We start from the raw sequence: 24,564 nt of genomic DNA on the forward strand, positions 1-24,564 counted from the left end.
TTTATTGGAGCTTAAATATGCACCCGAAACCTTTTATGCTGGCTGCCGTCTCTGCCGCGCTGATGTTGGCCTGCCAACCGGCGGTTGAATCCCAGAACCCATCCACGCAATCATCTACTCAGCCAGCAGGCGAGACCGAAGAACAAGCTCGTGCTGCTAAGTCTGGTGACGGGAAGGCAGTGGTATATCAGGTCTTTACCCGTTTATTTGGCAATACCAACACCACCAATAAGCCTTGGGGCACGCTGGAAGAGAATGGTGTTGGTAAATTCAGCGACTTTACTGATGAAGCGCTGGCGGGCATTAAAGAGCTGGGTGTGACGCATGTTTGGTACACCGGTGTGCCGCATCATGCGGTGATCCGCGATTACACTGAGTACGGCATTTCATTGGATGACCCGGATGTAGTGAAAGGCCGGGCGGGATCGCCTTACGCGGTGAAAGATTATTACAATGTGAGCCCCGATCTGGCGGATGACCCAGCCAATCGCTTGCAGGAGTTTCAGGCACTGATTGCCCGTACTCATGCTCACGACATGAAAGTGTTGATCGATATCGTACCAAACCATGTCGCGCGCAATTATCAGTCAATCAGTCGGCCAGAAGGGGTCGCTGACTTTGGCGCTAGCGACGATACCAGCGTAGCCTATGCCCGTGACAACAATTTCTACTACATCCCTGGTGAGGCGTTTCAGGTACCTGCCTGGCCAGATGATTATCAGGTACTGGGCGGTGAGTCACATCCATTAGCTGATGGTAGCTTTGATGAGTATCCGGCCAAATGGACTGGCAATGGCTCACGGGCTGCTCAGCCAGCCTTTGACGACTGGTACGAGACGGTGAAAATCAACTTTGGCGTGCGGCCAGATGGCAGTTACGACTTTGATAGCCTGCCAGCCGAGTATGCGCAAAAGAGCATTGAGGAGCACTATACGTTCTGGCAGGGCCGTGATGTGCCTGATTCCTGGGAGAAATTCCGCGATATCGTGTTGTACTGGACTGAGATGGGCGTGGATGGATTTCGCTATGATATGGCCGAAATGGTACCGGTGGAGTTTTGGAGCTACCTGAACTCGCACATCAAGCAGGTCAATCCAGATGCTTTCTTGCTAGCAGAAGTGTATCAACCGCATTTGTATCGTGATTACCTGCATTTGGGTCGCATGGATTACCTGTATGACAAAGTTGAGTTTTATGACAACCTGAAATGGGCGATGCAGGGCCATGGCAGCACCGATGCGCTGATCGAGGTGCAAGAAGGCATGGCTGATATCGAGCATCATATGCTGCATTTTCTGGAAAATCACGACGAGCAACGTTTGGCCAGCCCCGAATTTGCCGGTGATGCCCGCTTAGGCATGCCTGCCATGTTAATTTCAGCGACCATCAGCACCTCACCAACCATGCTTTACTTTGGTCAGGATGTGGGCGAGGCTGCTAGTGAAGATGCAGGCTTTGGTAAAGCCAGTCGCACCACCATTTTCGATTACTGGGGCGTACCAGCCCATCAGCGCTGGATGAACGACGGTAAATTTGATGGCGGTGCTTTGACCGACGACGAGCGGCAGCTGCGTGATTTTTATGTCCGTCTAATGCGATTCAGCGCCGAGCAACCCGCAATGAATGGCCATTATGCTGAGATCCATCGAGCCAACCGCGAGAAAACTGAGCATTACGATGACAAACTGCTGTCTTACTTGCGTTGGAGCGATACGCAAAAATTGCTGGTGGTGGCCAACCTGCGTGATGCGGCTTATCCGCCGCTAAGCCTGACTATCCCAGCCGATCTCATTGCCGCTTGGGGTCTGACTGATGGTGACTATACCTTGTCAGAGCAGCTGTATGGCGAGCTTGCCACGACGCTAACAGTGCAGGATGGTGTCGGCTCGGTGCCATTAGCGCTGGCCCCCCTGGCATCGCTGATCTTACAGCTTGAGGAATAACCATGAGACTTCTGCCCGCTAATTTCTTGCAGCTACGTCGCAGCTCGAACTGGCTCTGCCTGCTGGCCCTGTTGTGGGTATTGCCTTTGCAAGCAGCCGATTACCAAAGCCATCAATTGACCGATGACGGCCTGGTAATACAAACCACAGATGGCCAGTTGCTGCTGCGCTTTCATCAACCAGCAGTGGTTGAAGCCTTTTATCAGACTGAAGGGGTAAAGCAGCTGCCTTCGTTTACCTTGCCAACACAGCAAGAGCTTGTATCAGCTGGCTTGGAGGTGCAAAGTGACGTTTTGCGTTATGGCACCGAAGCACTGACTGTGCTTATCGATAAGGCATCGTTGCAACTGAGCTATGAGCGACATGGCAAGGTGTTTTTGGCCGAAGAACAGGGCTTGTTTCAGCATGACACTCTGCGTGGTTTTCGCTTTCAGCTGCAACCCGATGAAAAGCTGATGGGAGCCGGGCAGCGGGTGCTAGGCATGGACCGACGAGGTCATCGTTTGCCGCTTTACAACAAGGCTGACTACGGTTACACCACCGAGTCTGAGCAAATGTACTTTAGCCTGCCAGCGGTTTTATCCAGCAACAACTACATGCTGTTATTTGATAATTCCGCCAGTGGTTTTATTGATTTAGGCAAAACTGAAGCTGACGTACTGCAGTTTGAAGCCGTGGCAGGTCGCACTGGTTACATTGTGGCGGCGGGTGAGAGTTATCAGCATACCTTACAGCAGTACCTTCAGGCCAGCGGCATGCCGCCAATGCCGCCACGCTGGGCGCTGGGTAATTACGCCTCCCGCTTTGGTTATCGTACCGAACAAGAAGCGCGCGATACAGTGCAACGCTTTATTGAACAAGGCTTTCCACTCGATGCCATTGTGCTGGATTTGTATTGGTTTGGCCCGGATATTCAGGGCCATATGGGCAATCTGGCCTGGGATAAAGATGCTTTCCCTAATCCAGAGCAGATGATTACTGATTTTCGCGAACTGGGGGTGAAAACCATATTGATCACTGAGCCTTTTATGCTGACCAGCTCCAACCGCTGGCAAGAAGCGGTGGAGGAACAAGTGCTGGCGCTTAATCTGGCTGGCAAGCCAAAAACCTTTGATTTTTACTTTGGCAATACCGGCTTAATTGATGTCTTTAAACCGGAAGCCGCCGAATGGTTCTGGCAAATTTACCATGGTCTGATGCAGCAAGGTGTGGCCGGCTGGTGGGGCGATTTGGGTGAACCAGAGGTGCATCCGCACGATACCATTCACCAGTTGCCTGATGGCACCGCCACGGCGGATGAAATTCACAATGCCTATGGCCATGAGTGGGCCAAAATGGTGTTTGAACGCCACGTACGTGATTACCCGACATTGCGTCCTTTTATCATGATGCGCTCTGGTGCACCGGGTTCGCAGCGTTATGGCATGATCCCCTGGACCGGCGATGTTGATCGCAGCTGGGGCGGTTTAGAGCCTCAGGTCGAGTTGGCGCTGCAAATGAGTTTGTTTGGCTTTGGTTACATCCACTCTGACTTGGGCGGCTTTGCCGGTGGCGAGCAGTTCGATGCCGAGATGTACACCCGCTGGATGCAGTATGGTGTGTTTCAACCCGTCTACCGACCGCATGCGCAGGAGCATATCGCGCCAGAGCCAGTGTTTCATGATGGCACTACTCAACGTATCACCCGTGATTTTATCCAGCTGCGTTATCGGATGCTGCCATACAATTACACCTTAGCCTATCAGCACAGTACGCTGGGTTTACCCTTGATGCGGCCATTGTTTTATCTGGAGCCTGATAATACCGCCTTTATTGATGAGCGTAACAGCTACCTGTGGGGCGATGCGTTCTTAGTTGCGCCAGTCACCGAGCCAGGTGTGACCGAGTGGACGGTCAATGCGCCAGCGGGCATTTGGTTTGATTTCTTTGATGGCAGTCGCTACAAAGGTGGCCAGTCGCTGACTGTGCCGGTGACGTTGGAAACCATTCCTGTGCTGGTGAAGGCTGGTGCTTTTGTGCCGATGGTCGCCTCCATGCAAACTACGGATCACTACAGCAGCAAGCAGCTGGAGCTGCACTACTGGCATGATGCCAGTGTTGGCCAAAGCCAAGGCGAGATGTATGAAGACGATGGCGTAAGCCGTACCAGCTTGCAGGATGGCGCCTTTGAGCTGTTGCAATTTCATGCCAGCAATCAGCAGGATCAGCAGCTTAACCTGACATTGACGCGACAAGGCGATTATTCTGGTATGCCAGCTGCACGGCACTTGATGTTAGTGGTGCATCAGGCCCCGGCGCACTGGCAGCAGGTTCAGGTAGATGGCCGTACTTTAGAAGTGCAGGCTGAGTCGGTCGCGAAAGGCGGGGAAGGTGCCTGGCGCAATCGCGATGGCGCTATTGTGGTGCAACTGAACTGGCAACAGGATACTCAGTTGACTCTGAACTAATCAACCAACCGTTCTCCCGTTCAAAGCCAGTACAGCAGTTGGGTACTGGCTTTTCTTGTCTTTCATTGTGATATTTGCTTACATTTTTTTACGCTAAATATCGGTCTGGTCTGTCGAAATAACGCATGATGAAACGACCGTTAGTGACACAGTTCATGAAAGGAGACCACAATGACCGATCACAAACACGCGCAACAAATTCGCCAGTTGCTCGAGGCATGGCAGCAAGCGGTAACGAGTAAAGATGTGAAAGCGATCATGCAGTTTTACAGCCCGCCACTGCGTGCCTTTGATGCCATGGGGCCTTTGCAGTTTAACAGCCGCGATGCCTATCAGCAGCACTGGCAAGAGTGCATGGAGTATTGCCCGGGTACCTTCTGTTTTGACATTCACCAACTGGAAGTGCAAGCCGACAATGAGCTGGCTTTTTGTCACTTTTTGAACCTGGCTGGCGGCACCGATGCCGAAGGTCAGCAGCATGTATGTTGGTTACGTTGTACCCAATGCTGGCAACTACAAACTGATGGCTGGAAAATTATTCATGAGCACTTTTCAGTGCCAGTAGATATGGAGAGCGGCCTGGGGCAGTTCGAGCTTAAGCCTGAGTAAGCTATAGCCGATGGCCTTACTCTGCTGAGTGGTTTAGCCTGTTTTGCACTATTTTGTGACAGTTTTGCTGGTTTGAATACGTATTCATCTTGTTGTTGCACCATAATAAGGTTATCAAAGATGGATCAACAGTGTTCGAGATAAAAACAATGCAGCAGCAAAAACCTGATCTCAATTTTTGGCAAATCTGGAATATGTGTCTGGGCTTTTTTGGCATTCAATTCGGTTTTGCTTTGCAAAATGGTAATGTCAGTCGGATCTTTCAGACTCTGGGCGCTGAAATGGACCAAATCGCTATCCTTTGGGTGGCGGCTCCTTTAACCGGTTTATTGGTTCAGCCCATTATTGGCCATTTTAGCGATAAAACCTGGACCAAACTTGGTCGTCGTCGCCCCTTTTTCTTGTATGGCGCCCTGGCCACTACCCTGGCCTTGGTGTTTATGCCAAACTCGCCTTATCTGTGGGTCGCTGCCTTGATGCTTTGGATCCTCGATGCTGCCATCAACGTCACCATGGAGCCGTTCCGGGCTTTTGTTGGTGACAATTTGAATAAAAAGCAACGGCCGCTCGGTTTTGCCATGCAAAGCTTCTTTATTGGTGTCGGAGCCGTCGTGGCATCTGCCTTGCCATGGATCATGACCAATTGGTTTGGTGTGGCCAATACGGCACCTGCTGGTGAGATCCCTGCCTCGGTGGTGTATTCCTTCTATGCTGGCGGTGTGGTGCTATTTTTGGCGGTAGGCTGGACCATCATTCGCAGTAAAGAATACAGCCCGGATCAGCTGGCTGCTTTTGAAGCTGCGGAGCAACAAGCCAATCCGGTTGAAGTGGAAGTGGTCAAAGTACATGACAACTACTGGTTAAGTGGTGCGGCGGCTGTTGTGATTGGCGTGTTGCTGTGGGCCTTCGTTTATTTCCAGCAGCTGGATCAGAACCTCTATTTGCTCGGTGCCTTGATTGCTGCTTTTGGTGTGCTGCAATGGTTAACGAGCTGGTTCAAGCAACAGCAAAACCGCAATATGCTGGTGCAAATTATTGATGATTTGTACGCCATGCCAAGCACCATGAAGCAACTGGCAGTAGTGCAGTTCTTTTCCTGGTTCCCGCTGTTTGCCATGTGGATCTATACCACTGCCGCTGTGACCAGCCATCATTATGGTACCAGCGATACCACCTCTTTAGCATACAATACCGGCGCTGATTGGGTCGGTGTTTTATTCTCTGTCTACAACGGTTTTGCTGCGATTGCAGCACTGGGTATTCCCTGGTTAGCCCGGCGTATTACCACTCAGCGCACCCATAGTCTGAATCTGGTGTGCGGAGCGCTTGGCTTGTTCTCATTCTTCTTTATTACGGATCCCGCATTGCTGTGGCTGCCGATGATTGGTATCGGTATTGCTTGGGCCTCTATTTTGTCATTGCCGTATGCGTTGCTGTCGAATAGCTTACCGGCCCATAAGATGGGCGTATACATGGGGATCTTTAATATCTTTATCGTGCTGCCGCAACTGCTGGCAGCCGCTATTTTGGGCAGCCTGCTCACCTATTTCTTTGATGGTCAGGCGATTTACGCATTAGCATTGGGCGGCATTAGTTATCTAATTGCGGCGGTTGCGGTGTTATTTGTGCGAACCAGTAAAACAGTAAAAGGGTAATTGACGATGCGATTGTGGTTACAAGATTCTATCCGCCTCTGCTGTGGCTTGTTTGTGGCGCTCATGCTGGCTGCTTGTCAGCCAGCACCGGAACCGGCTTCATCAGAGCAGGCTTCAGCAGAACAGAGCTCATTCGCTCTGCAGCATGATTCTGAGCAAGCTAGCGAAGCGCCTTGGTGGGATGATGCGGTTTTTTACCAGATTTGGCCGCGTAGCTTTTATGATACCACCGGCGATGGTCATGGCGATTTTAATGGCATGACCGCCAAGCTGCCTTATTTATCGGAGCTGGGCATCGATGCCATTTGGTTGACGCCGATGTTTGAAGCGCCGTCTTACCATGGCTATGACTTTACTGAGTTTTATCAGGTTGAATCCGACTATGGCACCATGGCTGATTTTGAGCGTTTTTTAAACGAAGCTGAAGCGCGTGATATCAAAGTCATTTTGGATTTGGTGATCAACCATATTTCGCGAGAGCACGAGTGGTTCCGTTTATCAGCAGAGCGGGTTGAGCCCTACAGCGATTACTTTATCTGGCGTGAAGATTTACCTGCGGTAGGTAAAGGCTGGGGGCATGCCTGGGGGACGAATGATTTACCTGAAGCGGTCTGGCACTTTGATGAAACTCGTGGTGAATACTACTACGCCGCTTTTGGTGCCACTCAGCCGGATCTCAACCTGGAGCACCCGGATGTCATCGAAGAAATGAAGACCATGGCTAAGTTCTGGCTGGATAAAGGGGTTGATGGGTTTCGGCTCGATGCCGTTCGTTTTGTGATTGAGCGCGGGCCTGAAGGGCAGGCAGATTTACCAGAGACCATTGATTACTGGCAAGACTTTAATGCCTTTGTCAAAAGCGTTAACCCAGAGGCGTATCTGGTCGGCGAGGCTTGGGTGGATATTCCGGTAGCGGCTAAATACTGGGGGGATGGTAAAGGGCTGGATCAGGGCTTTGATTTTGAATTTGGTTACATCGTGCTGGATTTATTGCAGCAAGGCCTTGCCACCGAAGCTCAGTTTGGCACCATGAGTCAGCAGTCTGGTCAGATGTCAGACGGTGAGTTGCATCCTCTCGCTGCTAATGTACAACGCCGGCTCGATTCTGGAGCTCCACTGGCTTTTTTCACTCCTTTTCTGACCAATCATGATCAGGATCGGGTGGCTTTTCAGTTGCAGGAAAATCAGGCCAAAGCCAAGCAGGCGGCCGCATTATTATTCAGCTCACCGGGTACAAAATACATCTATTATGGTGAAGAAATTGGCCTTACTCAGCAGCAAAGTGGCCATGATGTGTATAAGCGGGCGCCGATGTTGTGGGATCAAAGTCATCAGGCGGGCTTTACTAAAGCCGAGCTTAGCTGGGTGGAGCAGAATGAGCTCTTTACTCAGAACTTTGAACTCTGGTGGCCGGATTTCCTGGCAGAGCAATTGGCAACTGGCGATCGCATCGTAGCGGCGCAGCGAGCTCAACTGGATTCTTTGTGGCAGCTGCACCGCCAGTTGATTGCTATGCAAAAGCAACGGCCAGAAATGAGTCTGAACGGCTCTTATGAAGTGCAGTCGCCGCTGCAGGGGGTCCTGACGGTAACACGTGAGTTAGATAAGCAGCGCACGGTATTTGTGCTGAATTTAGCCGGTGAGATGACAGATATTTCAGCGGTGTTAGCAGAACAGAGCGGTCTGGATGTCATCTGGGGCTATGATTTGGATGGCAGACAATTGGCGAGCGATGGTTTGCTGATTATGCAATCGAAGTAGTACTGAATCGATAGAAGCTGCGCCATGCTGGCGCAGCCTTGAATACCGGGTTAATTACCTAGCAGCTTATCCAGCTCTTTTTTTGCATCATCCAGTAGTTGCTGCTGCGCCTTTTTGGCATTGTTGCATTTGGCGATATCCGTACTTTCCCCTTTTAAACCGAGCTCGGCACACTCCGTCATCACTTTGGCCAGAAGTTCGGGATCCTTGGCTAACTTGTCGGCAGATGGTGCTCCGCCGCAGGCAACCAAAAGTAAGGTTGAGCTAAACAATAAGGCTATTTTCTTCATCATGTTATCCTTTACTGGGAGTGGTGCCGCACGATTTACGGATCACTATTTTTGGTTCAATCTGATTGGTTTCAATGGGCTGATTGTTGATCAATTGCAGCAGGTTCTGCACCAGCATCTCGCCAGCCAGCGTGGTGTCTTGCTGGATGGTGCTTAGTGGTGGGTTAGCGTACGAGGCGACAGGAATATCATCAAAGCCAACTACGGCAATATCTTCTGGTACTTTTAAACCACGCAGTTGAATGCCTTGCATCACGCCAATGGCAATCAAATCACTGGCACAGAAAATAGCATCGACCGGATGCCCTGCATCCAGCAAGTTTAAGGTTGCCAGTTGACCAGCCTGTTCCGTCGAAATTGCATTGTATTGTGGGATCTGCTTGAGATGAATGCCAGCGTCTTGCAACGCATCGGTAAAACCAAGAAAACGTTGGTTAAACTCGGGGCTGCCAGCAGATGCATTGCCAATAAACGCAAAGTGTTTATGACCAAGTTGCAATAAATGCTCGCCTGCCAAGCGGCCACCTTGCCGGTTATTGCTACGAATGGAAAAATCCGGGTGCCCTTCCACCTCGGCACCCCAACAGACAAAGTGGGTTTCTTGTGCCAGTAGCTTGTCCAACTTTTCCTCGTAATCTTCGTAATCACCATATCCTAGCAGAATGATGCCATCGGCTTTTTTGGTATCTTCATAATCGGCATGCCAATCATCGCTGAGTTGCTGAAACGAGACTAATAAATCCTGACCCCGCTGTGCGCAGGCGCGGGTAATGCTGCCGAGCATGGATAAAAAGAATGGGTTAATCAGCGATTCATCGGTGGTTGGGTCTTCAAACAGTAGTAACGCCAGTGTACTGCTGCGTTGCTTCCGCAGGTTACTGGCATTTTTATCGACTTTGTAGTTTAACTGCCTTGCAATAGCATGAACTTTATCACGGGTTTCTTTATTGACCTGAGGGCTATCACGCAGAGCCCTCGAGACGGTCGACTGAGACACCCCGGCTAGGTATGCAATATCAAAAGAAGTTGCTTTGTCTTTCATGGATCACGCTCTACCAATGAGGTTGGCTAACAACAAAAATGTGGAGCGACAATGACTTAATAACGGCCTTTGCGGACACCTGCAGCTATCATAGACTGAAGCGCTGTTGGATTCAAACCTTTAGCGGATGAGCCGCTCAGGCTACCTTTAGGATCTGCTGATGGCCTGAGCAACGTGAAGGATGAGGTTATCCGGCTTGGAAAACCGGCTCGAGCAAGCGAAAGGTACCGTTATCAGCATTCATTTCTGCTTTGGCTCCGACAGGAACAATAAATTGCCGTGGGATATGGCCGATCATGGCGCCACTGAAGGCCGGTATATTCAATGGCAGAATATAATCATCGAAAATTTGATCCAAGGTCAGGCTACCCCAGCCACCACCTGGCTCGCAGCGGGCACAATCACCAAAGATAAAACCACTGATTTGCTGCAATGTACCATTTAACCGCAAGGTACTCATCATGCGATCAATTTTATAGGGGGCTTCATTAATGTCTTCCAGAAATAAAATTTTACCCCGAAAGTCAGGCAAATAAGGAGTGCCAGATAAGGATGTCAGTACGGTTAAGTTGCCACCCACGAGTTCACCAATGGCTTTGCCGTTGCGAATGGTTTGGGTGCGATTTTGACGGACAATCAAATCATCATTGATCGACTGCTCGTTGGCAAAAGTAAGCAGTTGTTGCTCGAAAAAAAGTTGCTCGAATTGCTGCACGTTAAAATCATGCCAGCGACTGCTACCATTGGGGCCATGGAAGGTCACCAAACCGGTTTTAGCATGCAATGCATTATGGATGGCGGTTATGTCTGAATAACCCAGCACAATTTTAGGGTTCTGCCGGACCAGATCATAATCAATCAGTGGCAATATCCGCGCGGCTCCTGAGCCGCCGCGCAGACAGATCACCGCTTTAACTTCAGGATCAGCAAACATGCTATTGAAATCAGCCGCGCGGTCTTCATCCTGACCGGCAAGATGGCCATGACGGCTGCGAAAGTGCTGACCAGCTTTCACTGTAAAACCTAAAGCCTCCATGGATTCGATGGCAAATTGCGAGCCCTGCCGCGAGGCAATGGCACCAGAGGGACTGACGACACCAATGGTATCGCCTCGTTTTAAAGGAGCCGGCAATAGTACGCCAGAGCGATGGACAGCGGTGGCGGCCATACCCGAGCATGACATAAGAGGCAGCAATGCGGACGCTAAGCTTAATTTAAGTAACTGTCGTTTATTCATGCAGATGCTCCCTTGAGGTCGACGAATAGTCAGTCTAATACAATTTTTTATTATTAATCAAACTATCTTGTGGAATTTTTTATTCCAAATGGGGAGAGTGTTCTAAAGTGGTTGGAGAGTGTGTCGGAAGGGGACGTTAAATTGTGAAACAATGTTACTTTGCTTTAGAGTGTAGCAATAGCGGTGATAAACTGAACAAAGCAAGATGCAGTGAACAGGTCGTGGTATGAACAAAATAGCAACTACAATCAGCAGTATCGTCTTAAGCCTTACTTTGAGCCTGACAGTACAAGTCAGTTTGGCTGATGAGCGTTACATTGATGAATCAAGCTGGCAGCTTGGGCTGGCTGTTGGGTTAGGGCAAAGCTCTACCCCCTTGCATGGTGCTAAGCCACTGCCGCTGCTGCTGATGCCGGATGTGAGCTATTATGGCCGCTATGCATTTTTTGACAATGGCATTTTTGGTATAAGTGCGCTGAGGGAAGAGCATTGGACCTTGAGCGTGGTCAGTCGGCTTAATCCCGAAAAAGGGTACTTTTATCGTTGGCACATTAGCAACATCAATGTGTTCGATCAAACGTTTCAGTCGATGCCTACGGTTTCGCAAGAACAAGAATTGAGGAACCAACAACGGGCTAAAGTGTCTGTGGATCAGGTGAGTCGGCGCCCGACGGCTTGGGATGCCGGTGTACAATTAAATGCTCACTATGAACAGTGGTCGCTGCGAATGAATGCGTGGACAGATATATCTGGTCAGCATCATGGCCACCAATTGAGTACCGTGATGAGTTGGTATCAGCAGAGTGCTTACGGGCATTGGCGCTGGAGTGCTGGTTTGCATTGGAAAAGTGAACAACTGATTGATCGTTATTATGGTATCGGCGCCAATGAGGCTCCTCATTTGCCGCGTTATCATGGTAAGGCCAGCTGGCAGCCAGAGGTTGAGATGGGCTGGTCACTACCAATACGTTCTGGTTGGAGCCTGATGGCCTTTTATCGCTATCGCTGGCTCGATAATGCGATGACCCGCAGCCCACTGGTAAAGCAAAACTATGTACAGAGTTGGTTTATAGGATGGAGTTACCGATTTAACTCATGAATGGATTCGACAGTAAAGTCACGTTGTTGCTGGCTTTGCTTTGGACCGGCGGGGTAGCCGCAGAGGAATGTAGCACTGATCTTTGTTGGTCAGCGATGCCTGTTGTCTGTATTTCCAGTGAGCAGGGAGGTGGCTGCGAGGCGGAGCTTGCTATTGCCTGGAGTAGCCCTGAACCTGTTGATCTTTGCCTTTATCTGGCCGATGAATTATTAACCTGCTGGCCATCGCAGCAGCGCGGCCAGTGGCGTGCGTCATTGCAATGGCCAGAGCAAGCCATGCTATCACTGCGCAGTGCAGAGCATATTGTAGCGTATGAAACCTTGAAAACTGTGAGTCGACAACCAAAACGTCGTCGACGTCTGGTTGCACCCTGGAGTGTATTCTAATGAGTAAAGTATTGTTGGTGGAAGATGATCAGCGTCTGGCTGAGTTGGTGCAAAGCTATCTGAAACAACATGGTTTCGAGGTTGAGATTCAAGGCAATGGCAGTGCGGTGGCTGAGCATTGTGGCCGCTTTAAACCAGATTTGATCATTCTGGACTTGATGTTACCAGGCCTGGATGGTTATGGTGTTTGTCGGCAGATTCGGCCTCGTTTTACCGGGCCCATCTTGATGTTAACCGCCAAGCAAAGTGATATTGATCAGGTGCTCGGGTTGGAGCTAGGAGCGGATGATTATGTCATTAAACCGGTTGAGCCACGGGTCTTGTTGGCACGTATTCATGCCTTATTGCGTCGTCACCAACCGGTTGAGCCCGATCATCAATACGAATTGAGCTTCGGTAATTTGCAATTAAAGCGAAGGGCGCGTGAAGTGTTTCTAACCGGTGACCGGGTTGAGCTAACCAGCTACGAGTTCGACTTGCTATGGATGCTGGCTCAACACGCCGGCCAGACGGTTCGGCGAGAAGAAATCCACCAACAAGTGATCGGTCGTCCTTACGATGGCTTGGACCGGTCCGTCGATGTTCGGATATCGCATTTACGCAAAAAGCTGAATGATAATACTGAAACGCCCTTTCGCATTAAAACCGTCTGGGGGAAAGGCTACTTGTTTGTCGCCGATGCCTGGGCAAACTGATGCAGCGCTTATTCATCCGTTTTTATTTATTTTTATTGATTTTACTACTTGGGCTGGGTTGGAGCATTGAGCAGCTATGGCAAATTTGGTCTGATGCAGACCTGCCTGCTTCGGTGCCATACTGGCAACAGCAAGTTCAGTTAAGCTTGCAACATGAGTCTGCTTCAGAGCTTAGTGCCTCACTGGCCATGCCTAGCCAGATGCTAGCATCGGGTAGCATCCAGTGGTCCGAGCAAGAGCAGCATGCTTTGCAGCGAGGTGAGGTGTTGCCTTTATTTACGCAAGGCTCCGAGCTTTACCTCTTCGGTTTACATCACAATGAGTTATGGCAGTTTGGGCCGGTAGAGCTGGAAAGTGAGTCACCGCTGCGATTGGGTTTAAGCGTGCTGTTTTTTGTTTTGCTTGGCATTGCGGTGGCACTCTGGTTATGGCCTTTGGCACGAGATATCAAATATTTACAGCGGGATCTTGGCTTGATGGGGGAGGGACAATCGTCAGCCGTATCAGTGCCTGCTCACTCCATGTTAGCGCCGATTGCCGATAGCGTGCGTCAGATGCAGGCGCAGATCCAACGTTTATTATCGTTGCAAAAAGAGATGACACATGCCGTGTCGCATGAATTACGTACCCCTTTAGCCCGGCTAAGTTTTGCTTTGGAAATTGCTCAGCACTTAACCGGGCAGGAGCGTCAATTGATGCAACAAGATGTTCGGGTACTGCAGCGATTGGTGGACGAAATGTTGGATTACGCTCGTCTGGAAGTGGCGATGCCTCAACTGCAACCAAGCTCGGTTGATATTGTGGAGTTACTGCATAGTATTCAAGAGCAATTGGCGGTATTGCCCGGCCCTTCTATTGAGTTGCAGCTGCCAGCGACGTGTAACTTCGCAGCCGATGGGCATTATCTCGAGCGGGCGATTGTCAACTTATTGCAAAATGCCAAAGGCTATGCCAAACAACGTATTCAAGTAAGCCTGGAACAGAAAAATAGTGAATTATGGCTGCATGTTGATGACGATGGACCCGGTGTTGCCGCTGAGATGCGGCAGCAAATTACCAAGCCGTTTCAGCGGCTGGATCAACCTAGACGGCCACACACCGGTGGTTTTGGCTTAGGATTGGCGATCGTCTGTCGTATTATGGAGTGGCATCATGGTCGTTTGGTGATTAGCATGGCCCCATTGGGAGGGGCCCGCTTTAGTTTGGTGCTGGTACCGAGAGAACTTGCACCGAGGGAGTCTGTGGCGTCTTAGAGACCTAAATCCTTCAGAAAATCTTCATCGACATCGGCGCTGACTTCGTTGGCGACTTCGTAACTGCCTTGTTGAGCATTTTCCAGAATATCGTCAGGGTTTTCCCGGGCGGTTTTTTCAAACTCATGCAACTGGATAAACTCGGTCTTATCCATGGCCAGTTCCAGATAAAAGATATTGTGCTCAGGCGTGTTGAATGTAACCCGGCGAGCTTGTGGCTGGTCCAGCTGGGTGTTAATAAGGATTTGTACTTGTTTGTTGATGGCCATCATTTTAGGTTGGCTTTGATTGATGGATGTTTGTAAATCGTGGCGCACTTTGTTGGTAAAATCACCGACAATCTGATTCATCAGTTCGCCCATGACGTTACCCACTTCATCTGAGGTATGAAATTGAGCTAATTCAGATTCCGGCATGCCCATACTCATCATGTACTTGCGATAAATTTCCATCGCGGCTTGTGAGGTAAAGTTGATCACCACCAGACCTGAAAAACCGCCATCAAACAACACAAAGCAACCTAAGTCAGGGCGTAAGCAAGTTTTCTGAATTTTTTGCACCATCGGTGAGTAGGCAACATCACGGTTGCCAGCTGCAGACAGCACTTCATTGACGGACTGACACAAGGTGAGCAGAATATCTTCTGTAGCGACGACTTTGTTCTTCTTCATTAATACACTCTGACAGCTATTTTACCGACAGTATATGCTGAAATTGCAGGCTGCGCCTAGTCTTGCTCTCTGCTGTGCCTTTATAGAGGCCAGAAAAAGAGTAATGCAGGTATGGCGGTTACTATCACGACCAATTCCATGGGTAACCCCAGGCGCCAGTAATCGCCAAACCTGAAGCCACCCGGGCCAAGGATCAGGGTGTTGTTTTGGTGCCCTATTGGAGTTAGAAAGGCGCAAGACGCTCCTATCGCTACCGCCATTAAAAATGGATCGGAACGAACACTAAGTTGCTCCGCGATACTAATAGCTATGGGGCACATCATGGCTGCAGTGGCAGCATTATTCATGAAGTCGGATAACGTCATAGTAAGAATGAGTACAATGGCTAATGCAAGAATTGCATGATCGCCTGCTATATAGTCAAGCAGACTTTGTGCCATTAAGTCGGCTGCACCGGTGGTTGCTAAAGCACCAGCAACGGGGATTAGACAGGCCAGAAGCACAATCACAGGCCAGTCAATGGCGGTATAAACCTTACGAAGCGGCATCACCTTAAAGACCATGATGGCTAAAATACCTGCAGCAAAGGAAATTGCGGCAGGCAGCAAACCAAAAGCAGCCCCGGAAATTGCACCCAGCATAATGATACTGGCCAGGATGGTATTTTTCTTTTCCGGAACTCGGATCTGTCGCTCTGCCAATGGAACACAGCCAAACTCACTGGCAAAACTATTTAGTGCATCTTCTTGCCCCTGCAAAAGCAGTACATCGCCCGCCTGGATAGCGGTTCGACGGACCCGCTTAATAGAGCGTTGACCGTGGCGGGATAAAGCCAGCAAATTAATATTGAACCGACGACGCAAACTTAATTGAGCCGCTGTACGCCGTATCAGCTCGGAGTTTGGCAGTACCGCCAATTCCAATAGATGAATATCGCCGTTCTCTTCCTTTTTAGTTTTTTCTACCGTGTTGTCTGTACTGCTTTTAGCCACTTGCTTTTCTTTCGTGTCTTCTTTCTCTTTTGCATCAACTTTTTGGTTGGCTTCACTTTCCTCCAGTGACAAACCCAGACTTGTCAGGATGGCGCCTAACGATTCAGGTTCGGCTTCAATCACCAGAATATCCTGATTTGCCAGGCGGTAGTACCCGGGAGGCGTGGGGGCGCGATAATTGTTACGAACAATGCCAACGACTTGCGCTTCCATTTCTTCCAGCTTTTTTTCTAAATCCTTTAATGGGGTATCGACCAGTTTACTTTGTTCAGTGATGCGTATTTCGGTCAAATACTTGCTGGTTTCAAAGCTGCTGGCATCGGAGCGACTTCGAACCGGCACTAACCGCCAACCGATCAGAGCGACAAAAATGACACCGATTAACGCAACCGCAGCACCCACCGGGCTGAAATCAAACATGCCGAAACCAGAGTCGGCTACTTCAGCGCGAAAACCAGAAACAATCAGGTTGGGTGGGGTACCAATTAAGGTAGTCATACCGCCGAGTATAGAACCAAAGGCAACCGGCATGAGCACCTGACCGGGGGCCAGTTTGGTGCGTGCTGACACTTGAATGGCAATGGGCATTAACAGTGCTAAGGCGCCAACATTGTTCATAAATGCAGACAAAATAGCAGCAAGAGCCGTTAATGCAGCGATGGTAAAGGTGGGACCTGCGTGTTTTGGTAACACTCTCATGGCCAATACATCAACTGCACCAGTAGCTTGTAGCGCCTGACTTAACACCAATACACAGGCAACGGTAATCACCGCAGGATGCCCAAAACCTGCAAAAGCATGTTCGGTTGGTACCAAGCCAACAAGCACGCAAGCCAATAAACTAGCAAGCGCAATCATATCGTGTCGCCAGCGGCCCCAGATAAACAGCACAACGGTGATGGCTAAAATCAGAAAAATAAGAAGTTGCGACAGTTCCATCCATGCGCCTTAGCCATTGAGACTTTAATCATGATATGGCTTCACTATCCAATAAGATGATGTATTTCGCAAGGTGAGTTGTTGTTTTGCAAGGATACTTTTTTTCTGTTTTCTTGGCTGGAAAATAACGGGGATGCTGCTTTATTTGCTATCATAGAGCGACTTTTCTGCGGACTCTGGAGCTTTTATGGATCAACTCATTCTGCAAACCCCCGACGATTGGCATCTGCATTTCCGCGATGGGCCGATGTTGCTGGATACTGTACCGGCTACAGCGCGTACTTTTCGTCGAGCCATCGTTATGCCCAACCTGGTGCCACCAGTAACGAATGCGAACATGGTGATTGCTTACCGTGAGCGGATTTTGGCTGCCCGGCCAGCAGGTAGCGAGTTCGAGCCCTTGATGACTCTGTTTTTGACCGATAAGACCAGCGCAGCAGATATTGCAGCGGCAAAGGCTGCCGGAGTTATTGCGGCTAAATTGTATCCGGCGGGTGCCACTACCAACTCCAGTGATGCGGTTAGTGCTTTGGATAGTTTGTACCCCGTCTTTGAAGCCATGGCTGAGCAAGGGATGTTGTTGTTGGTGCATGGCGAAGTGACTCATGCCGATATCGATATTTTTGATCGGGAAAAAGAGTTTATCGATCGCTATTTACAGCATATTGTGGCGCGGTTACCGCAGTTAAAAGTGGTGTTTGAGCATATCACCACCGCCGATGCTGCCCAGTTTGTCATGGATGCTCCCAGTCAGGTAGCGGCAACTATCACGCCACAGCACTTACTGTTAAATCGCAATGACTTGTTGGTGGGGGGTATTCGGCCACACAACTACTGTTTGCCGGTGTTAAAACGCAATACCCATCAGCAAGCACTACAAGCCACGGTGGCCTCGGGTTCTAAAAAGTTTTTCTTAGGAACGGATTCAGCCCCGCATGAAAAACATCGAAAAGAGTCCAGTTGTGGCTGTGCCGGCTGTTATAGTGCCATGAGTGCGATTGAGCTCTATGCTCAGGTGTTCGATGATTTAGGCTGTTTGGATAAGTTGGAAGGTTTTGCCAGCCATCATGGCCCGGACTTTTACGGCTTGCCCCGCAACAGCGGTACCATCACGTTGCAGCGGCAGGACTGGACGCTGCCAGAGCAACTGATGCTGGCCAATGGTGAAGCAATCGTACCGTTTCATGCCGGCCAGACGCTCAAGTGGAAGCAGCTTTAACTTTCAGATAACTCAGCTACGACCTTAAGCGCGGTAGCTGAGTGCTTTCTACCAGAAGCTATCGGCCAATTGGTGGTAGAAAACAACCAAGTCTCTTTATTCGCTTGGACAATTATCCTGCCATTGCTGGAGTTTGTTATAGGCAAAGGTCGCCAGTTGCTGTTGCAACAGAATATTTGGTTCAGGGGTCCGAATCTGTATCAGATAGTCATGGAGCTGGATATCGATGTTGCAAACGGTCTGGTAAATGGTTGAGATGGAGCAAGCCCCCAGAAAGTAATCATTCAGCAACTCAGGCACAGGCTGAGCAACGGCAGGCTTCATTTTGTAGAGGTGCCAAAATGGCGTATCAGGAAAGGGTAGCTGGCTGACTTTGTAGTAACCCTGTTTGGTATCGTATTCAACAAATTGGTAGTCGTCCCGTAAGGTCAAACCGGAGCTGTATGCGCCTTGTGTAAGAAAGTTTTTTGCTTGTGCCGCGCCAGGGCGGCGAATGGTGGCAAATAGCAAAAAGTCCTGCTCCCCAAGTGCTGCCGTGTATTCAGGGATGTGGGATTGCACCTCTACCCCCTGAAATTGCACAATCAAAGATGCAGGGCGATTATCGGTATCTGCACCGGCGAATGAAAATACACGGCTGGTTGTACCGTATTGGTAGGGGCTGTATTCTTTTGGAATGCAGTACTGCTGGTTGCCTAGCTGTATACGTTCGAAATCAGCAAATACCTCGCTACAGCTGGTAAGCGCAACTAGAAGACTCCAGGTACAACAGTGAGTGAGAATGCGCATAAGCTTAGTTTCCAATGCCATGGCCAATAAAATCGCAAGCGTTGCACCAGATGGGCCGGTAGAGGTTGGCTGGCAGATTAAATAAAGTACCGCCAAACAACCAGGCGCCATCACTTTGCAGCCAGTGATAGTTGCCAATGCCATGTTCTCTAAAAACAATATGATGATATTCAGCTACTTGCTGCGGGCTTAACGCGCCCGGTACATTGCCGATGCAGTTATCATAATCATGAGTGACAGCTGCAACATGGGCAACCATCAGATCTACACCTAGCTGGTTTAATTTTACCGGATCGTCCGAGAGGCCGGTTAATCTGTTCGCTACACGGCCATTTAGGCCTCGATTCTCCAATATCGGCAGGGCCACATCTGCAATTGGATCCCCAACTTTTTGGCGTAAACGCCAGAAGGTCTTGCGATCACCTCGAAATGCTGCCGCCTTTTGTTCCGGTGTGATGCGTAAGTCACCGTATTGATGCAGCCGATAATTTTGACTGGTGACGGCGGTATTACCATGTTGATCCAAATAGCGCTCGATAATACCTGCGGCTCTTTGCAGTTGACCGTTGTTAATTCTTTCAATATGGCAAGAGTGTAAGAAGTTTGCCATGGTTTCGTTTCCTCGGCGAAAAGTTTAGCTTGCAGTATGCTAAATTTTTTCTTTGTAAAAGTAAATGAATTATATGTAATGGATTCTTTTGTTTTTGGTGTCAATTTTTTAGATAGCTGAGCAACCGCTCCAGTGCGCGGTAGCTCAGCGCTTCCATTAGATGTGCTTTTTGAATCCGAGGTTGCTGCTGTAAATCGGCAATGGTGCGAGCGACTTTGATCAGCTTGTGATAACTACGCGCCGATAGTTTCAGGTGGTGAATGGTATCTTCCAGAAAGGCAGCATCCTGTGGGGTTAGTGGGCAGTGCTGGTTAATTTCGGCGGCGCTGAGCCGGGCATTGGCCTTGCCCTGACGATCCATTTGCAGGGTTCTGGCAGCTAACACACGGGCGCGGACCTGCTCACTGGACTCTGCCGAAGCATCTTGTTGGCTCAGCAAGCCTTTAGGCAGCAATGGTACGTCAATTTGCAGCTCGATCCGATCGAGAAAAGGCCCTGAAATACGATTTAGGTAACGCATGACTTGTTCGGGGCTAGCACGGCCATCATCATGATGACCAGTAGGGCTGGGGTTGAGCGCAGCAATAAACTGAAATTGTGCCGGAAACTCTGCCTGCCGGGCTGCTCTTGAAATGTGGATCCAGCCTGTTTCTAGTGGCTCGCGCAGGACATCGAGCACTTTGCGGGGAAACTCGGGAAGCTCGTCTAAAAACAAGACACCATGGTGTGCCAGCGAAATTTCACCTGGTCTGGGAACTGGGCCTCCGCCCACTAAGGCAACGGCAGAGCTAGTGTGATGAGGTTGTCGAAATGGACGGCGTTGCCAGTCAGCCATTGAGCGAGGCATGCCTGCAATGGAATACAAAGCTGCGGTTTGCAGAGCTTCTTCCTCAGTTAGATTGGGTAAGATCCCCGGCAGTCGTTGTGCCAGCATCGATTTGCCTGTACCAGCAGGGCCAAGCATCATTAAGTTATGCTCTCCGGCAGCTGCAATTTCCAGCGCTCTTTTGGCGGTACTTTGGCCTTTGACATCTGCCAGATCAGGCAGCTGTGGCAGTGTTTCTTTGGGTAAGGCCGGAATGGCAGGGAGCGCTTGGCCTGATTGCAAAAAACTATGAATTTGTAACAAGTGAGATGCACCGTAAATATGCGCTTTGGGCACTTGCTGAGCTTGTTCCGCATTGCTCATTGGCATGATGGTCGCTCGGCCATCATCACGGCTGGCCATGGCAACGGGTATTTCTCCGACGATAGGGCGGATTTCACCTGAAAGCGCCAGCTCACCGACAAACTCATAGCCTTCAATGCTCTTTTCACTCAGCTGTCCACTAGCAACAATGATACCCAGCGCGATAGGCAAATCGAAGCGACCGCCTTCTTTCGGTAAATCTGCCGGAGCAAGATTGACTGTGATTTTTTTATCGGGAAATGCGAAGCCGCTGTTCATCAGTGCGCTTCGCACTCGATCGCGTGATTCTTTAACCGAGGCTTCGGGCAAACCGACTAAATGAAATGCCGGCAGGCCATTGGCTAAATGAACTTCTACGGTAACAAGAGGGGCGGCCAATCCATGGCGCGCCCGGCTAAAAATAATGGCTAATGACATCCTGTCTCCAAAATTACCGACGAATGAAAAAGTACAACTTGGCTAGTATTGATCAAAAAGTAATATATTTGCAAATTTTATGATTATTTATTGGTTTTATTGTGCGAGGTGTTCAAGCAATTGGCGCGCATTCCGACAACCTATGCGCTACACTATGGTTCAAAACCAATACCTTGCATTGCTAATCGATGGGGGCTCCATGCAGCAATTTTGGCTCAATAGTGCATTACGACGACCTTGGCTGACCATCAGCTGGGCGTTGATTTTAACGCTGGCGTTGGCGGCTGGCATGGGGCAGCTTTATTTTCGAGGCGATTACCGCATTTTTTTCTCACCGGATAATCCGCAAATGCTTGCTTTTGAGCAGATGCAAAATGAATTTAATAAAAGCGATAACATCATGGTGGCCATTGCGCCTCAATCCGGTGATGTGTTCGATGAGGATATGCTGACGCTGATTTGGCAATTTACCGAAGCCGCGTGGCAGACCCCTTATTCAAGCCGGGTCGATTCGATCAGCAATTTTCAACATACCGAGGCCATGGATGATGATTTGCTGGTAGAAGACTTACTGCTTAACCCTGCTGATTTAACCGAGGAAAAGCGCGCTAAAATTCGTGCGGTGTCTATGACTGAACCTGCATTATACCGGAGTCTCGTCTCGGCTGATGGCGCGGTTGCCGCTATTAATATCACGGTACAACTGCCTGAGGTTGATCAAAACCAGGAAGTGGTGGATGCGTATGAATATGTACTTGGTCTAAGTGCCTACTTCGCTGAAAAGCATCCAGATGTTGAATTTTATCATGCGGGTATTTTGGCACTGAATTATGCGTTTGCCAGCGAAGCTGAGAAAGATGCCACCACTCTGGTTCCCTTGATGTTTTTAGTGATTATCATGATGCTGGTGCTGCTGCTACGATCAGCGCTGGCAGCGCTGGCGACCGTGATTATTATTCTGGTGACGATTCTGAGCACCTTGGGAGTTGCTGGTTGGCTGGGTATTTTCTTGAGTACCGCAACGGTGAATGTGCCTACCATCGTGATGACATTGGCAGTGGCTGATTGTGTGCATGTCATTGTGTCGATGCAATACGCACTCAGGCAAGGTAAAAGCAAGGAAGAAGCCATCCATTACAGCATGACTCGCAACGTCGTACCGATTTTTATTACCAGTATTACCACCTCCATTGGTTTTTTAACGCTTAACTTTTCAGAAGTGCCTATTCTAAGAGATTTAGGCAACATGACAGCCGTTGGCGTGATGTTGGCCTGCATCTTCAGTGTGACTTTGTTGCCTGCATTGCTGCGCTTGTTACCGGCCAAAGTGGTGCCGGTGAGCCATACAGCGAAAGGGATGGATAAGCTGGCGACTTTTGTGGTGCAGCAGCATCGGAAAATCCTACCCGTCGGAGCCGTTTTGATGGTGGCGGTGGCCGCCTTTGCCGGCACTAATCAGGTGAATGATGTGGCAGTCAAGTATTTTGATACCCGTACCGAATTTCGGCAGTCCTTGGATTTTATCGAAGAAAATCTCACCGGCACGGCCAATCTGGATTTTGCCATCGATAGCCAGCAAACCAGTGGGGTGAATAACCCTGAATTTTTGGCTCATGTCGCGGCTTTCAGTGATTGGCTGCATCAGCAGCCGGAAGTGACCCATGTGGCCAGTATTACCAACGTATTTAAGCGTCTGAATAAAAACATGCATGGCGATGATCCCGCTTATTACCGCTTACCTGAGCAGCAGGATTTAGCCGCGCAATATTTACTGATGTTTGAAATGTCACTGCCGTTTGGGTTGGATCTAAATAACCAATTAAATCTGGATAAAAGTGCCACCCGGATCACAGCAACGCTGCAAAACCTTGGCAGTAAAGAGCTGACCGGGTTTGAGCAACGAGCGCTATCTTGGTTAGCAGAAGAAATGCCACAGTACGATGCCAGTGCAGCCAGTACCGCATTAATGTTTGCCCATATTGGGGAACGAAATATGGAATCGATGCTCAAAACCTTACCGTTTGCGCTGATCCTGATTTCTGGATTGCTAGTAATTAGCTTGCGCTCTTGGCGGCTTGGTCTCTTTAGTTTGGTTCCCAACATTATGCCGGCCTTAGTTGGTTTTGGTATCTGGGCTTTATACTCCGGCGAAATCAATTTAGGCTTATCGGTTGTGGCCAGTATCAGCCTGGGGATTATCGTTGATGATACGGTTCACTTTCTCAGTAAGTACCAACGTGGCCTGCAAGAGGGGCAAACCACCGAAGGTGCAGTCCGTTATGCTTTCAATAGTGTAGGACGGGCTTTATTTGTCACGACGGTAGTGCTGGTAGCTGGCTTTGCTGTCTTGGCGATGTCTGGTTTTAGGCTAAACTCTGATATGGGACTGTTGACCGGCATGATCATCGTTCTGGCGTTGATTATTGATTTACTGCTTTTACCAGCGCTGTTATTGCGTTTTGATAAAAAAGGAAGGAATGATGAAAAAGTACCTGCTACACAGTCTGCTTAGTTTGGGTTTATGTTTGTTGCCAGCTTCTGTGGTAGCTGAGCAGGATGCGGCCATGGCAGAGGGCTTGCGTATTGCGACTGAACGCAAAGTACGAGATACCGGCTGGGGCGATACGGAAGTAGTGATGACCATGATACTTCGTGATGCCCGTGGTCGTGAGAGCCGTCGTGAAATGCGTACCCTCACTTTGGAGGTGCTGGATGATGGAGATAAAGCGTTAACCATTTTTGATGAACCACGAGATGTGCGTGGTTCCGCTTTTTTGACGCACACCAAAACTATGGTACCAGATGAGCAATGGTTGTTTTTACCAGCGGTCAATCGGGTGCGCCGAATTGTATCGCGAAATAAATCTGGCCCTTTTATGGGTAGTGAGTACGCGTATGAAGATTTAAGCTCATTTGAGTTGGAGAAGTTTAGCTTCACGTACTTGCATGACGATGAAGTGCATGGTGAGCTTTGCTATGTGGTGGAGCAAATTCCGCAGGATGAGTATTCTGGTTACAGTCGGATGGTGGTCTGGATAGATAAAAGCCATTATCGGGTACAGAAAATTGATTACTACGATCGCCGTGATAGCTTGTTGAAAACGCTGACTATCCATGATTATAAACTGTATAAAGACGAGTTCTGGCGAGCAGATCGCATGGAAATGGTGAATGCCCAGAATCAAAAGAGCACCACCTTATTGATGACGGATATTCAGTTTGACCGCGGCTTTACTGATGCAGACTTTGATAACAATGCCTTACAACGTGCCAGATAAAGTTTCACACTTCACAGCAGCTGCTTTGCTGATAATCAGTAGC

Annotated in this window: 20 protein-coding genes; 12 read left to right on the forward strand and 8 right to left on the reverse strand. The window is 49.4% G+C overall.

What is annotated here, in order from left to right:
* Nucleotides 1–17 precede the first annotated feature (17 nt).
* The 5 genes from Q3O60_RS07585 (at nucleotide 18) to Q3O60_RS07605 (ending at nucleotide 8,415) form a co-directional block, all read left to right on the forward strand.
* Complete coding sequence (locus tag Q3O60_RS07585; RefSeq protein ID WP_305893304.1) at nucleotides 18–1,943, forward strand: alpha-amylase family protein; 1,926 nt, start codon at nucleotides 18–20, stop codon at nucleotides 1,941–1,943.
* Between the two features lie 2 nt (nucleotides 1,944–1,945).
* A complete protein-coding gene (locus Q3O60_RS07590) occupies nucleotides 1,946–4,390 on the forward strand; it encodes a glycoside hydrolase family 31 protein (protein ID WP_305893305.1) in 2,445 nt (814 codons plus the stop codon).
* Nucleotides 4,391–4,561: 171 nt separating this feature from the next.
* Nucleotides 4,562–4,999 (forward strand): YybH family protein, encoded by a 438-nt coding sequence (locus tag Q3O60_RS07595; RefSeq protein WP_305893306.1) that lies wholly within the window; start codon nucleotides 4,562–4,564, stop codon nucleotides 4,997–4,999.
* Nucleotides 5,000–5,148: 149 nt separating this feature from the next.
* Nucleotides 5,149–6,654, forward strand: coding sequence for an MFS transporter (locus tag Q3O60_RS07600; RefSeq protein ID WP_305893307.1), 1,506 nt, complete (start codon nucleotides 5,149–5,151; stop codon nucleotides 6,652–6,654).
* A gap of 6 nt (nucleotides 6,655–6,660) precedes the next feature.
* Nucleotides 6,661–8,415 (forward strand): alpha-amylase family glycosyl hydrolase, encoded by a 1,755-nt coding sequence (locus tag Q3O60_RS07605; protein WP_305893308.1) that lies wholly within the window; start codon nucleotides 6,661–6,663, stop codon nucleotides 8,413–8,415.
* 50 nt (nucleotides 8,416–8,465) lie between these two features.
* Here Q3O60_RS07605 and Q3O60_RS07610 read toward each other — a convergent pair whose 3' ends face one another.
* The 3 genes from Q3O60_RS07610 to Q3O60_RS07620 all read right to left on the reverse strand — a co-directional run bounded on the left by Q3O60_RS07610 (nucleotide 8,466) and on the right by Q3O60_RS07620 (nucleotide 10,984).
* The gene (locus tag Q3O60_RS07610; protein ID WP_305893309.1) at nucleotides 8,466–8,708 is read right to left on the reverse strand and encodes an EexN family lipoprotein; all 243 of its coding nucleotides are present in this window, start codon (nucleotides 8,706–8,708) and stop codon (nucleotides 8,466–8,468) included.
* Between the two features lies 1 nt (nucleotide 8,709).
* Nucleotides 8,710–9,747: a LacI family DNA-binding transcriptional regulator gene (locus tag Q3O60_RS07615; RefSeq protein ID WP_305893310.1), complete on the reverse strand. Its 1,038-nt coding sequence runs from the start codon at nucleotides 9,745–9,747 to the stop codon at nucleotides 8,710–8,712.
* A 187-nt stretch (nucleotides 9,748–9,934) separates the two neighbouring features.
* Nucleotides 9,935–10,984, reverse strand: coding sequence for a S66 peptidase family protein (locus Q3O60_RS07620; RefSeq protein ID WP_305893311.1), 1,050 nt, complete (start codon nucleotides 10,982–10,984; stop codon nucleotides 9,935–9,937).
* A gap of 226 nt (nucleotides 10,985–11,210) precedes the next feature.
* On the opposite strand from Q3O60_RS07620, the gene Q3O60_RS07625 reads away from it, so the two are divergent.
* The 4 genes from Q3O60_RS07625 to Q3O60_RS07640 are packed head-to-tail and all read left to right on the forward strand — an operon-like array spanning nucleotide 11,211 to nucleotide 14,417.
* Complete coding sequence (locus Q3O60_RS07625; protein ID WP_305893312.1) at nucleotides 11,211–12,083, forward strand: MipA/OmpV family protein; 873 nt, start codon at nucleotides 11,211–11,213, stop codon at nucleotides 12,081–12,083.
* Nucleotides 12,080–12,469, forward strand: coding sequence for a DUF3019 domain-containing protein (locus tag Q3O60_RS07630; RefSeq protein ID WP_305893313.1), 390 nt, complete (start codon nucleotides 12,080–12,082; stop codon nucleotides 12,467–12,469). The genes Q3O60_RS07625 and Q3O60_RS07630 overlap by 4 nt, the downstream gene beginning before the upstream one ends.
* Complete coding sequence (locus Q3O60_RS07635) at nucleotides 12,469–13,164, forward strand: response regulator (RefSeq protein ID WP_305893314.1); 696 nt, start codon at nucleotides 12,469–12,471, stop codon at nucleotides 13,162–13,164. Before Q3O60_RS07630 ends, Q3O60_RS07635 begins: the two co-directional genes overlap by 1 nt.
* Nucleotides 13,164–14,417, forward strand: coding sequence for an ATP-binding protein (locus Q3O60_RS07640; RefSeq protein WP_305893315.1), 1,254 nt, complete (start codon nucleotides 13,164–13,166; stop codon nucleotides 14,415–14,417). The genes Q3O60_RS07635 and Q3O60_RS07640 overlap by 1 nt, the downstream gene beginning before the upstream one ends.
* On the opposite strand, the gene Q3O60_RS07645 is transcribed toward Q3O60_RS07640, so the two are convergent.
* Nucleotides 14,414–15,088: a DUF3334 family protein gene (locus Q3O60_RS07645; protein WP_305893316.1), complete on the reverse strand. Its 675-nt coding sequence runs from the start codon at nucleotides 15,086–15,088 to the stop codon at nucleotides 14,414–14,416. The two genes, Q3O60_RS07640 and Q3O60_RS07645, sit on opposite strands and share 4 nt — an antisense overlap.
* 80 nt (nucleotides 15,089–15,168) lie before the next feature.
* Complete coding sequence (locus tag Q3O60_RS07650; protein ID WP_305893317.1) at nucleotides 15,169–17,019, reverse strand: SLC13 family permease; 1,851 nt, start codon at nucleotides 17,017–17,019, stop codon at nucleotides 15,169–15,171.
* Between the two features lie 187 nt (nucleotides 17,020–17,206).
* On the opposite strand from Q3O60_RS07650, the gene pyrC reads away from it, so the two are divergent.
* A complete protein-coding gene (gene pyrC, locus Q3O60_RS07655) occupies nucleotides 17,207–18,238 on the forward strand; it encodes a dihydroorotase (protein ID WP_305893318.1) in 1,032 nt (343 codons plus the stop codon).
* 96 nt (nucleotides 18,239–18,334) lie between these two features.
* On the opposite strand, the gene Q3O60_RS07660 is transcribed toward pyrC, so the two are convergent.
* The 3 genes from Q3O60_RS07660 to Q3O60_RS07670 all read right to left on the reverse strand — a co-directional run bounded on the left by Q3O60_RS07660 (nucleotide 18,335) and on the right by Q3O60_RS07670 (nucleotide 21,243).
* Entirely contained in the window at nucleotides 18,335–19,027 is a 693-nt protein-coding gene (locus Q3O60_RS07660; RefSeq protein WP_305893319.1) for a hypothetical protein, read from the reverse strand.
* Between the two features lie 4 nt (nucleotides 19,028–19,031).
* Nucleotides 19,032–19,637 (reverse strand): hypothetical protein, encoded by a 606-nt coding sequence (locus Q3O60_RS07665; protein ID WP_305893320.1) that lies wholly within the window; start codon nucleotides 19,635–19,637, stop codon nucleotides 19,032–19,034.
* A 100-nt stretch (nucleotides 19,638–19,737) separates the two neighbouring features.
* Nucleotides 19,738–21,243 carry a YifB family Mg chelatase-like AAA ATPase gene (locus Q3O60_RS07670; RefSeq protein ID WP_305893321.1) on the reverse strand — a complete coding sequence of 502 codons (1,506 nt, stop codon included), beginning with the start codon at nucleotides 21,241–21,243 and terminating at the stop codon, nucleotides 19,738–19,740.
* Nucleotides 21,244–21,442: 199 nt separating this feature from the next.
* On the opposite strand from Q3O60_RS07670, the gene Q3O60_RS07675 reads away from it, so the two are divergent.
* On the forward strand, nucleotides 21,443–23,755 hold the full coding sequence (locus Q3O60_RS07675) for an efflux RND transporter permease subunit (protein WP_305893322.1): 2,313 nt from the start codon (nucleotides 21,443–21,445) through the stop codon (nucleotides 23,753–23,755).
* Entirely contained in the window at nucleotides 23,721–24,521 is an 801-nt protein-coding gene (locus tag Q3O60_RS07680; protein WP_305893323.1) for an outer membrane lipoprotein-sorting protein, read from the forward strand. The genes Q3O60_RS07675 and Q3O60_RS07680 overlap by 35 nt, the downstream gene beginning before the upstream one ends.
* Nucleotides 24,522–24,564 lie beyond the last annotated feature (43 nt).

It is taken from the genome of Alkalimonas collagenimarina (genome assembly GCF_030717845.1).
In the GTDB taxonomy this organism is placed as follows: Bacteria; Pseudomonadota; Gammaproteobacteria; order Enterobacterales; family Alteromonadaceae; genus Alkalimonas; species Alkalimonas collagenimarina.